Below are 11,958 nucleotides of genomic sequence, written 5' to 3' on the forward strand. Positions count from 1 at the left end.
TTCCGGGGCGATCTTGACCGCGGATGTATTCTGCCAATCGGAGATTTGTTCTGAACCGAACCGAGTCCGAGGTGGACCGCATTACGCGGCGTCGGGAAGTTGTCGGCCCACAGTACAAAGGACGCGATCATCCACTTCGGACACCGGGACACACGCCTCGTTGTGCGTCAGGCCGCCACGTCATTTAACCGGGAACAGCAATGCGACAGTAGTTCGTAGCGACCAGGCCGGAGCGCCAGTCGGACGTATCACGTTGTAATAGGCTTGAATCGATGCGTTGACCGGTTGATCACCCACTCTGAAAACCCGACCGATACCGCCGCCGACCGGCACTGTCCACCGCTCCCCCGACGCCGCGAGCCAATCCGCGGTGATGATGGGTGATGTGTTCAGGTACCAGCCGTGCGGCATGTTGTAGTTGGCGAAGGGCTGGGCGAGGAAGGCGTTGACGGGCGGTCGCAGTGGATTGCCGCCGACCGACCACTGGTTATTGAGCAATACACCGATCACCCAATGTGGCGGCGTGACCACTAACACGGCCGTTGGACCGACCAAGAATTTGCCGGTTCCGAGGATGGGATCGTTTGCGGACGGAACGGTGAAGACTGGTCCCACGCCCCAGATCAGCGGCCCGGGGTGCACTGGGGACAAGAACAACGATTGAGTAATGTCACCAATCCCGTTGGTGTTGCTGTCGAAGAAAGGACTCGGCTGGCTCACCAACGGAATGATGGTACGTGAGATTACGTTCCAGTCATCGTTTAAATGCATGGGCACGACGGGTTGAATGTTGAGTACTTCCTGGGTGCGATTGAATGGTCCGGTATTGAAATTGGTGTTGCTCTGAAACGGCACGCTGACCAAATCCGCGATCGGGTTTTGTGATTTCTTCTGTAGATCTTCGTCGTCTGAAGGCTCGTGGGAATGCTTCGGCGCCTCGACCTCCGCGGGAAGGCCGCTTTCGAATTTATAGTTGATGCCAGCTTTGACCATTTGAAGGTCGCGGTTCAACGCGACCGAGGGGAGGGTGGGAGAACGCCAGTTCGATAGCCCAAGATAATCGTATTCGAGTTTGACGGTCCAATGCGACTTGAAGCCGTATTCGATGCCAGCGCCCGCCAACCAGCCGGTGTTCGTGCTGGTCCCGTTCCAGGCGGCGCCGGGAAGATTCAAAGTCGCGCTGCTGTTGACCCAGCCGCCGCCAAGCTTGGCGAATACGAGCCATCGATCTTCCACGAGGCCGACACGGCCCGCCGCGGTGCCGATCCAGTGCTGGTCTACAAAGCCTAATGTCGGAGCAGGAGGGACCGGATGACCGAAGTCGGCTCCATCGAACTCACCTTCGACACCAAACAGAAAGTGACCGGCCTGGAAGTTATAGCCTGCCTGCACGCCTCCAACGAATTCGGTCAGACCGCCATACAGATTGTTGCCGGGAATGTTCAGGCTGCCGTTGGACCATCCCCCACCGAAATTGGCACCAACATAAAACCCTCCCCAATTATACAACGGTGCCGCGATTGGCGCTTTGTATATCGGCGCTTTGACGGGCAGGTCGGACGCAAGCGCGGGTCCGCTCAACAATCCTGCCGCGATCCAAATGAGGAAAACTTTCTGCACTGTCGCCTCCTCAAGGTCGGCCACAACTCGCAAACATATGACCAAGAAGGTATCTGACCAATCAACTTGTTTGATCTGAATCAAGCCTGGCTTGGTATGTCGACGCAGGTGACATTTCGGCAACAACGAAATTGAGGGTCTTCGCGCCGCTGTTCTTTAAGTGAACATTGTTGTCTGACTTTGCGATCGTCTCCTGTGAGAACGCGCTGGGCGATCTGGCAGTGAAGCATTGGAAGTTTTGCCCATGGCGGTCTTCAGCACCGAGCATCGACGGCATCCTCGAATGGACGAGCGGCCACAGGTGCGTGGAAGCCTGACGCCAGAACGACGCCCACGAGCGTGAGCTTGAGGCTCATCGTCTGGCAACTTTGCTCTTGGTCACACTCGATTACCAATAAGCAGTCGCGAGGCTCACTATGCGACCTAACAACGGCTGGCATCGCGTTGCAGCAAGCGACGCCGGCGAACGGCAACGCGAGCTTGCTTTTTTTCGGTGGGGGCGAAAATAGAATCGGTGGCACAAACTGCATACTCAACATTTCCAGCTATGTGAGGGTTGCAGGAAGCCTGCCGTGCCACCCGATCGGACTTGGGTTACCGAATGTGGCTCTTTGGTCGCAGCCTTGATCTTTCTTGCGACAGATCTATCCCCGTTGAATTTTACATGATGAGCCCCGGTCGCCTCGGGGGTACGCTGTCGCCGAATTGCATTCGGAGGCGACACTTCTTACGAGGCACGACATGACAGGGAGCATTGCACTGGCTGCGGGGCAGAGTGAGCGACCGAAATCAGCACGTCGACGCAGACTTGGCGTTGCTGCATTCGTCTTGGCGCCGTCGATCATGTTTTTTTCCAATTGTGCGTCGGCCGATGAAGGCGGCGTCAGCTTCTGGGTCCCCGGGTTCTTTGGAAGTCTGGCGGCCACGCCGCAGCAGCCGGGTTGGTCGCTGGCAAACATCTACTATCACACCTCTGTCTCCGCCGGCGCCGACGTCGCGCGTGCGCGCGAGTTCACGCTCAACAGGGTTCCGGCCAATGTTACCCTCGACGCAAAACTGAATTTGAACGTCAACGCCACGGGCGATCTTGGCTTTGTGATCCCAACCTATGTATTCGCGACGCCGGTTCTCGGCGGCCAGGCGTCGGTGTCCCTCCTGGCAGCCTACGGCGTCGTCGGCACCAGCCTGGCGGGAACCTTGTCAGGCGTGCTCACGGGCCCGTTCGGCAACAGCGTCCCCTTCGCGCGGTCCGACACCATCAGTGACACCACATGGGGCTTTGGGGATGTCGCGCCGGTATTCCAATTGCGTTGGAACGCCGGGGTCCACAACTACATGACCTATATCATGGGCGACATCCCGGTTGGCGCTTACCAATCCGATCGCCTGTCGAATATCGGCATCGGACACAGCGCGATCGACGTCGGCGGCGGCTACACCTATTTCAATCCGCAGACCGGCCACGAATTCTCCGGCGTGCTCGGCTTCACCTACAATTTCAAGAACACTGCAACGCAGTATCAGAATGGCGTCGACATGCACTTCGACTGGGGTGCATCGCAATTCCTGTCGAAGCAGGTCATGGTTGGCCTCGTGGGCTATGTCTACAAGGAGCTCGGCTGCGACAGCGGTTCAGGTGACCGTGTCGGCTGCTTCCAGTCCCAAGTGGTCGGCATCGGCCCCCAGATTGGATTCCTGTTTCCGGTCGGCGACATGCAGGGCTATCTCAATTTGAAAGCTTACGGCGAGTTCGCTGCGGAAAACCGGCCATCAGGCTGGAATACCTGGGTCACTTTCTCTATCTCGCCGCCCGCGCCCGGAGCACCTCCGACGACAAAGCCCATCGTCAGAAAATACTAGCAGCAATCAAGCTGCGGCCTGTCAGTTTGCTGATCATTCTTTGCAACACGCGGGCAACCGGTGGCACCTGGGCCCCGTCGAAGCTCGCTCCGGTGAACCACCACAGAGGCCGTAGTGCCGGCGCGTAGCAGGCGTCGCCTTCGCGCGCGATTCCTTTGCGATCTCGCCCGCCGCGCCCGAAAGTACCGTCAGGCCGACCCGGCACATGGTGACAAAGCAAGGCACGCGCCCTTCGGCGAAGGGCGGCACCTAGCCGGGTTGCGATCCCAGCTACTTCGCCGTCAGCTTCACGCCGAGCCGCCCCGCGAGCTCCTGCACGAACTGCCAGGCGACGCGGCCCGAGCGGGAGCCGCGCGTGGTCGACCATTCCAGCGCCTCGCGCTCCAGCGCCTCGTCGTCGACCTCAATGCCGAAATGGCCGCAATAACCCCGCACCATGGCGAGATATTCGTCCTGGCTGCAGCGGTGGAAGCCGAGCCACAGGCCGAAGCGATCCGACAGCGAGACCTTCTCCTCGACCGCTTCGCCGGGATTGATCGCGGTCGAGCGTTCGTTCTCGATCATCTCGCGCGCCAGCAGATGCCGGCGGTTTGAGGTGGCGTAGAGGATGACGTTGTCGGGCCGGCCTTCGATGCCGCCTTCGAGCACGGCCTTGAGCGATTTGTAGGACGCATCATTGCCGTCGAAGGAAAGATCGTCGATGAACACGATGAAGCGGAAGGACGACGACCGGAGCTGGTCCATCAGTGCCGGCAGGCTCTCGATGTCCTCGCGGTGGATCTCGATCAGCTTCAGCTTGTCGGCCGGTTTGCGCGCCGCGTTGATGCTGGCATGCGCCGCCTTCACCAGCGACGACTTGCCCATGCCGCGCGCGCCCCAGAGCAGGGCATTGTTGGCCGGCAGGCCGCCTGCGAAACGCTCGGTGTTCTCCATCAGGATGTCGCGCATCCGGTCGACGCCCTTCAGCAGGAACAGCTCGACGCGGCTGACCCGCGGCACCGCCGAAAGGCGGCCGTCCGGGTGCCAGACAAAGGCATCCGCCCGCTCGAATGATTCGGGCGCTGCGGCCGGCTTCCCCTGGGTGGACAGGTGCGCCGCAATGGCCTCCAGCGCGCGGACGATGCGATCCTGGGAGAGGTCGGGGGCTGCCTTGGGGAGTGCCTTGGAGGCTACCTTGGGACGTTTTGCCGCGACGAGGGCAGGCATCCTGGCAGGGGTACGGGGGCCTTTGCCGGCCGGGCTTTTGCTTGGTTTTCTGGGCATGTCCGAAGTTCCTGAGAACGCAGCCTTATCGGGCCTGACGGCGCGCCGCAAGGTGGCCAAATCGACGGTCTGGCAGCGTTGCAATTGGGGCAATGGCCGCTATAGTCCGCGCGAATTTGACCGAACCGGTCGCCTTCGAGGGCCTGACCGGCTTTCCCCCGTTTCCACGAGGATCGTCCGAATGCTGATTACCCCTGCGTATGCCCAGGCCGCGGGCGCTGGCGACACCAACAGCATGTTGATGTCGCTGCTGCCGTTCGCCCTGATCTTCGTGATCATGTACTTCCTGATTCTGCGCCCGCAGCAGAAGAAGGTCCGCGACCATGCCGACCTCGTGAAGAACATCCGCCGCGGCGACACCGTCGTGACCTCGGGCGGCCTCGTCGGCAAGGTCACCAAGGTCGTCGACGACGACCAGATCGAGTTCGAGATTTCCGACGGCGTGCGCGTGCGGCAGATGCGCCAGATGATCTCGGGCGTGCGCGCCAAGGGCGAGCCGGCGAAGGAATCCAAGGATAGCAAGGAAGCCGCCAAGGACGACGCCGCGTCGAAGTGAGCGCTTCCGCGAGCATCTCAAGTCTCCCGATCTGACAGGTCCAGTCGATGTTGTATTTCACGCGGTGGAAGGCGCTCGGGATTATCCTGACGGCGCTGATCGTGTGCCTCTGCGCGGTGCCGAACTTCTTCCCCGAAGCGCAGGTCAAGACCTGGCCCGCCTGGGCGCAGCGCCGGCTCGTGCTCGGCCTCGACCTCCAGGGCGGCTCATATCTGCTGCTCGAGGTCGATTCCGCCTATGTGAAGAAGGAACGGCTGGACCAGGTTCGTGACGACGTTCGGCGCACGCTGCGCGATGCCAAGATCGGCTTCACTGGCGGCGTCACCGTGCGCAACGACGCGGCCGAGGTTCGCATCACCAAGGAATCCGACGTGCAGCCGGCGCTCGCCAAGCTGCGAGAGCTGTCCCAGCCCCTGGGCGGACTGATGGGATCCAGCGGTCAGCGCGACCTTGAGGTGACCGATGCCGGCGGCGGCGTGATCCGCCTGACGATCCCGCAGGCCGCGATGCTCGACCGTATGCGCAAGACCATCGAGCAGTCGATCCAGATCGTCGAGCGCCGCGTCAACGAGCTCGGCACCGTCGAGCCCGTCATCCAGCGCCAGGGCAACGACCGCATCCTGGTGCAGGTCCCCGGTCTTCAGGATCCGACCCGCCTGAAGGAGTTGCTGGGCAAGACCGCGAAGATGGAATTCCGCATGGTCGACACCTCCGTGCCGCCGGATCAGGCGCAGCAGGGGCGGTTGCCGCCGGAATCCGAGCTGCTGATGAGCGCCTCGCCGCCGCCGACGCCCTATGTGGTCAAGAAGCAGGTGCTGGTGGCTGGTGGCGATCTGACCGACGCCCAGGCGAGCTTCGACCAGCGTACGGGTGAGCCGGTCGTCAGCTTCAAGTTCAATACGTCCGGCGCACGCAAGTTCTCGCAGGCCACGCAAGAGAACGTGGGACTGCCCTTCGCGATCGTGCTCGACAACAAGGTGATCTCGGCGCCCGTCATCCGCGAGCCCATCACCGGTGGCCAGGGCCAGATCTCCGGCAATTTCACGGTGCAATCGGCCAACGATCTCGCGATCCTCTTGCGCGCCGGCGCGCTGCCGGCGCCGCTCACCGTGGTTGAGGAGCGCACCGTCGGTCCGGGCCTCGGTCAGGATTCGATCGAAAAGGGTGAGCTTGCGGCCTATGTCGGCTCGATCCTCGTCATCATCTTCATGCTGGTGACCTATCGGCTGTTCGGCGTGTTCGCGAACATCGCGGTGGCCATCAACGTCGCCATGATCTTCGGCCTGCTGTCGCTGCTCAACGCCACGCTGACGCTGCCCGGCATCGCCGGCATCGTGCTCACCGTCGGCATCGCGGTCGATTCCAACGTGCTCATCTACGAGCGCATCCGCGAGGAGCTGCGCGGCGGCCGCAATGCGATCTCGGCGATCGACGCCGGCTTCAAGCGGGCGCTCGCGACCATCCTCGATTCCAACATCACCACCTTCATTGCCGCCGCCGTGCTGTTCTACATCGGCACCGGCCCGGTGCGCGGCTTCGCCGTGACGCTCGGCATCGGCATCATCACCACGGTGTTCACCGCCTTCACCCTGACCCGGCTGATCGTCGCCTGGTGGGTGCGGTGGAAGCGGCCGCAGAGCGTGCCGATCTAGGAGCCTGATCGTGAATCACACCGTTCTCATCGGGCTCGGCGTCCTCATTGCCATCCTCACCGTGGTCTCGGTGTTCGGCTGGCTGCCGTCTCTGCGCATCGTCCCGGACAACACCCATTTCGACTTCACGCGCTTCCGCCGGATCAGCTTCCCGATCTCGGCGGCGCTGTCGATCGTCGCCATCACGCTGTTCTTCACCCACGGCCTGAACCTCGGTATCGACTTCAAGGGCGGCACGCTGCTGGAGGTGCGGGCCAAGTCCGGCGCCGCCGACATCGCGGCGATGCGCACGACGCTGGATGGCTTGCGTCTTGGCGAAATCCAGCTGCAGCAGTTCGGCGGCCCCGAGAACGTGTTGATCCGCGTTGCCGAGCAGCCCGGCGGCGACAAGGCGCAGCAGGATGCCGTGCAGAAGGTCCGCACCGCTCTCGGCGATTCCATCGAGTACCGCCGCGTCGAGGTGCTCGGTCCGCGCGTCGCCGGCGAGCTGCTGGCCTACGGCATGCTCGGCCTGATGCTCGCGATCATCGCGATCCTGATCTACCTCTGGTTCCGGTTCGAATGGCAGTTCGCGCTCGGCGCCATGATCGCCAACGTGCACGACATCGTGCTGACGATCGGCTTCATGTCGATCAGCCAGGTCGATTTCGACCTGACCAGCATTGCCGCGCTTCTGACCATTCTGGGCTATTCGCTCAACGACACCGTGGTCATCTACGACCGTATCCGCGAAATGCTGCGTCGCTACAAGAAGATGCCGATGCCGCAGCTGCTCAACGAATCCATCAATTCGACGCTGTCGCGCTCGATCATCACTCACTTCACCGTGACGCTGGCACTGCTGGCTCTGCTGCTGTTCGGTGGCCACGCCATCCACAGCTTCACCGCCGTGATGATGTTCGGCGTGGTGCTGGTCGGCACCTATACCTCGATCTTCATCGCGGCCCCGATCCTGATCTATCTCGGCGTCGGCGAGCATCGCGAAGATGCGCCCGATACGGCTACGCCGGCGAAGAAAAACAAGGCATGATCCGAACCGCATGCCCCCGCATGCGTTTGCGGGGGCAGTAAGCTCATTCGGACGAAGACGATGGCCGGCGATCCAAACGCACCGCATTTCCCGCGCTCGGCGCCGATCGAGGCCTATGGCAAGGGCGGATTCGCCTTTGCCGGCATGTCTCATCGGGGATCGCTGCTGTGCCTGCCCGACGCAATCTGGGCCTGGGACGTAACGGACCCGGCGAAGATCGACCGCTATTCGCTGGATCGGGTGTTCACGGCCGCCAACAGCATCGACACGCTCCTGATCGGCACCGGAACCGGCGTCTGGCTGCCGCCGCCGGACCTGCGGCAGGCGCTGAAGGCGGTGAGGGTGGTGCTGGATACGATGCAGACCGGTCCTGCCGTGCGCACCTACAACATCATGATCGGCGAGCGGCGCCGCGTCGCGGCCGCGCTGATCGCCGTACCATGAGCAGCGCTGCGCCTCCGCCCGATTCTGCTGCCTTCTGTGCCGGCCTCGTGCGCAGCCATGACTTTCCGCGTTATGCCGCAACGCTGTTTGCGCCGGCCGCCGAGCGCCAGGCGCTGCTGGCGCTCTATGCCTTCAATGTCGAGATCGTCCGCGTCCGCGACCAGGTGAGCCAGCCCTTGCCCGGCGAAATCCGCCTGCAATGGTGGACTGACATGCTGGCGGGCCACGTCCACGGCAGCGCCGAGGGCAATCCGGTGGCGGCAGAGCTATTGCGTGCGATCCGCGATTTCGACCTGCCGGTCGAGCCCCTGTCGCTGCTCGCCGACGAGCATCAGTTCGATCTCTACAACGATCCGATGCCGACCATGGCGGCTCTGGAGGGTTATCTGGACACGACCTGTTCGGCATTGTTTGCCCTCGCGGCGCGGGTCATGATGCCACCCTCGGAGGCGGCCGAGCATCTCGCAAGGCATGCCGGGCTCGCCCAGGGTATCGTGCAGGTGATCGCGAATCTGCCGCGCGACTCGGCGCACCGGCAACTGTTCCTGCCGCAGCAAGTGCTGGCGGCCCATGGCTGCCAGATGGAGGACGTGTTCGCTGGCAAGGAGACGCCAAATCTGCATGCGGTGCTGGGCCAGCTCGTGGGCGAAGCCGAGCAGCATTTGACTACGGCCTTGTCGCTGTTGCCGGAGGTGCCGGCGCCGGCACGGCCAGCGTTCCTGCTGCTGAGCCAGGTGCGGGGCGACCTCAAGCGCCTGTCGCAACCCGGGCGCAATCCGTTCACGCCGCAGCCGACGTCGCGGCTGCGCACGCTATGGACGCTGTGGCGGGCTTCACGTTCCCGGGAATTTAACAAATAGCGGCTGGCTTATCGCCTCGAGCTGCTGGATGCTCTATGCTGTCCCATGGCTGAGTTGTTCCAAAGCACGTCCTCCGATCTCAGCGGCTTTCCGGTCGCACCAAGCGACGTTCATGCCGCCGCCGACACCATCCGCGGCGCCGTCGTCGAGACGCCCTGTAGCTACAGCCGCACGCTAAGCAACATCTGCGGCTGCGACATCTGGCTGAAGTTCGAGAACCTCCAGTTCACGTCCTCGTTCAAGGAGCGGGGTGCGCTGAACCGGCTGACCGCGCTCACGCCTGAGGAGCGTGCGCGCGGCGTCATCGCGATGTCGGCGGGCAACCACGCGCAGGGCGTTGCCTATCACGCCAAGCGGCTCGACATTCCCGCCACCATCGTCATGCCGGTCGGTACGCCCATGGTGAAGGTCGAGAACACCAGGCACCACGGCGCGGAGGTGGTGGTGACGGGCGCGACGCTGGAGGAGGCGGCCGCGTATGCGCGAAGCCACGGTGAAGCCCGCGGCATGATCTTCGTCCACCCCTACGACGATCCGCTTGTCATTGCGGGGCAGGGCACAGTCGGGCTTGAGATGCTGAAGGCGGTGCCCGAGCTCGATACGCTGGTGGTCCCGATCGGCGGCGGCGGCCTGATCAGCGGCATCAGCATTGCCGCGAAATCGATCAAGCCGACAGTGCGGATTCTTGGCGTCGAGGCCTGGCTCTACCCCTCGATGTACAACGCTATCCATGACGGCAATCTGCCTGCGCGCGGCGACACGCTCGCCGAAGGCATCGCGGTGAAATCGCCGGGCAAGATCACGACCGAGATCGTCCGCCGCCTCGTCGACGACATCGCGTTGGTGAACGAAGCCGAGCTCGAGCGCGCGGTCGCGACCCTGATTTCGATCGAGAAGACGGTCGTCGAGGGCGCCGGCGCCGCCGGGCTTGCCGCGCTGATGTCCGATACGTCCCGCTTTGCTGGCCAGAAGGTAGGCTTGGTGCTGAGCGGCGGCAACATCGACACGCGGCTGATTGCATCCGTCCTGACGCGCGAGCTGGCTCGCGAAGGACGGCTGACTCAGTTGTCGCTCGACATCCCCGACAGGCCCGGACAATTGGCTGCCGTCGCTTCACTGCTGGCCGAGGCCGGCGCCAACATCATCGAGGTCTCGCATCAGCGGACCTTCTCCGACCTGCCGGCCAAGGCGACGCTGCTGCAACTTGTCATCGAGACGCGCGACAGCGCGCATCTCGACGAGGTCATGGCCAAGCTCGGCGCATCCGGGCTGAGTGCGCGCTGCACCTGAGTGCGGCGCGTTTCTCACTATCGCGGCGCCAGGCCCGCGGCGTGAGCGATCAGCCGATCGATCTCGGCCTCCGTGTTGTAATAATGCGGGGATGCCCGCACGACCGACGGCAGCGAGCGAGCTTCGGCATCGATGAGCGTGCTCGCGGGATCCGAAGCGCCAATGGTGATTCCGGCCGCAGCGGCGCTGCTGACAATGTCGCCTGCCTCATACCCCTCCATCGTGAAACTGACGATGGCGCCCGGCGCGCGTCCGAGGTCGCGAATGGTGACGCCGTGAATGGCGGCGAGGCCGCCGCGAAGACGGTTCGCGAGCAGACGGCAGCGCTGCTCGATGGGGCCGAGGCCGATCGCGAGGGCATAATCGATGGCAGTGCCGAGACCGAGACGTGCCGCGTAATTGTTCTCCCATGTCTCGAAACGGCGGGCATCGTCACGGAGCCGATATTCATCTCGTGAGACCCAGGGCGCGGCGAAGTGATCGATCATCGGCGGCTCGAGCCGTTGCAGCATCTCGCGGCGGACGTAGAGAAAGCCCGTGCCGCGCGGGCCGCGGAGGAATTTGCGCCCCGTCGCCGACAACATGTCACAGCCGATGGCTTCGACGTCGACCGTCATCTGGCCGACCGCCTGGCAGGCGTCGAGCAGATAGGGAATGCCCCGCGCCCGGGCGATCTTGCCGATCGCCGCCGCGGGATTGACCAGCCCGCCATTGGTCGGAACCCAGGTGATGGCGATCAGTTTTGCGCGCTCGTCGATCATGCGGTCGAGCGCGTGGACGTCGAGCTCGCCACTGGCATCGCTCGGCACGACATCGATGATCGCGCCCGTGCGCCTGGCGACCTGAAGAAACGCGACATAGTTGGCGGCGTATTCCGCTTCGGCGGTCAGGATCCGGTCGCCCTGGCGAAACGGAAGCGCGTAGAACGCCATCTGCCAGGCAACCGTCGCGTTCTCCATGAGAGCGATCTCATCGGGCGCGGCATTCAACAGCCGCGCCACCGAGCCGTAGACCGCTTCAAGCCGGTCGGACTCACGATCAGCGGCGGCATAACCTCCGATCTCGCTCTCCAGATCGATATGCTGCTTCGTCGTATCGACAACGGAGATCGGCATGAGAGCCGCGCCAGCATTGTGGAGATATGCGAGCCGGGAGGTGGCTGGCGTGTCGGCCCGTATTTGGTCGAGATCAATCAATGTTACCTCCGCCTGCTGGCTGCGCTGCTAGAATTAGGCTCGATGCTGCGGGTGCGCAAGGTTGAGGCCACAGCGTTGATTTTGGAATAATCGGAGAGAATTCTACGAAGCGTTGGTATCAGATTCCAATTGGGGTGCTCCCATCGCGCGATTTTGAGAAATGCAGCGAGCCCGAACGCTATATCCT

At 63.0% G+C, this 11,958-nt stretch carries 10 protein-coding genes; 7 read left to right on the forward strand and 3 right to left on the reverse strand.

Annotated features, from left to right (window positions below; genetic code table 11):
- Window positions 1-180: 180 nt before the first annotated feature.
- Window positions 181-1,620, reverse strand: a complete 1,440-nt coding sequence (locus JQ627_RS07675) for a porin family protein (RefSeq protein ID WP_312015739.1) — start codon at window positions 1,618-1,620, stop codon at window positions 181-183.
- 843 nt (window positions 1,621-2,463) lie between these two features.
- Here JQ627_RS07675 and JQ627_RS07680 point away from each other — a divergent pair.
- Window positions 2,464-3,480, forward strand: coding sequence for a transporter (locus tag JQ627_RS07680; RefSeq protein ID WP_212484081.1), 1,017 nt, complete (start codon window positions 2,464-2,466; stop codon window positions 3,478-3,480).
- 270 nt (window positions 3,481-3,750) lie between these two features.
- Here JQ627_RS07680 and JQ627_RS07685 read toward each other — a convergent pair whose 3' ends face one another.
- Complete coding sequence (locus JQ627_RS07685) at window positions 3,751-4,743, reverse strand: ATP-binding protein (RefSeq protein ID WP_212483602.1); 993 nt, start codon at window positions 4,741-4,743, stop codon at window positions 3,751-3,753.
- A 181-nt stretch (window positions 4,744-4,924) separates the two neighbouring features.
- Between JQ627_RS07685 and yajC the strand changes: the two genes are divergently transcribed.
- From yajC to JQ627_RS07715, 6 genes are read left to right on the forward strand one after another with little or no spacing between them, the layout of a single operon-like run.
- The gene (gene yajC / locus JQ627_RS07690; RefSeq protein WP_014495068.1) at window positions 4,925-5,299 is read left to right on the forward strand and encodes a preprotein translocase subunit YajC; all 375 of its coding nucleotides are present in this window, start codon (window positions 4,925-4,927) and stop codon (window positions 5,297-5,299) included.
- Window positions 5,300-5,346: 47 nt separating this feature from the next.
- Entirely contained in the window at window positions 5,347-6,951 is a 1,605-nt protein-coding gene (secD, locus tag JQ627_RS07695) for a protein translocase subunit SecD (protein WP_212483603.1), read from the forward strand.
- A gap of 10 nt (window positions 6,952-6,961) precedes the next feature.
- The gene (gene secF / locus JQ627_RS07700; protein ID WP_212483604.1) at window positions 6,962-7,981 is read left to right on the forward strand and encodes a protein translocase subunit SecF; all 1,020 of its coding nucleotides are present in this window, start codon (window positions 6,962-6,964) and stop codon (window positions 7,979-7,981) included.
- 60 nt (window positions 7,982-8,041) lie between these two features.
- Window positions 8,042-8,425 (forward strand): Mth938-like domain-containing protein, encoded by a 384-nt coding sequence (locus JQ627_RS07705; protein WP_212483605.1) that lies wholly within the window; start codon window positions 8,042-8,044, stop codon window positions 8,423-8,425.
- Window positions 8,422-9,285, forward strand: a complete 864-nt coding sequence (locus tag JQ627_RS07710; RefSeq protein WP_212483606.1) for a phytoene/squalene synthase family protein — start codon at window positions 8,422-8,424, stop codon at window positions 9,283-9,285. The genes JQ627_RS07705 and JQ627_RS07710 overlap by 4 nt, the downstream gene beginning before the upstream one ends.
- Window positions 9,286-9,330: 45 nt before the next feature.
- The gene (locus tag JQ627_RS07715; protein ID WP_212483607.1) at window positions 9,331-10,575 is read left to right on the forward strand and encodes a threonine ammonia-lyase; all 1,245 of its coding nucleotides are present in this window, start codon (window positions 9,331-9,333) and stop codon (window positions 10,573-10,575) included.
- Between the two features lie 17 nt (window positions 10,576-10,592).
- Here JQ627_RS07715 and JQ627_RS07720 read toward each other — a convergent pair whose 3' ends face one another.
- The gene (locus tag JQ627_RS07720; protein WP_212483608.1) at window positions 10,593-11,771 is read right to left on the reverse strand and encodes an aminotransferase class V-fold PLP-dependent enzyme; all 1,179 of its coding nucleotides are present in this window, start codon (window positions 11,769-11,771) and stop codon (window positions 10,593-10,595) included.
- Between the last annotated feature and the right edge of the window lie 187 nt (window positions 11,772-11,958).

Source organism: Bradyrhizobium liaoningense (genome assembly GCF_018130785.1).
GTDB lineage: Bacteria > Pseudomonadota > Alphaproteobacteria > Rhizobiales > Xanthobacteraceae > Bradyrhizobium > Bradyrhizobium liaoningense_A.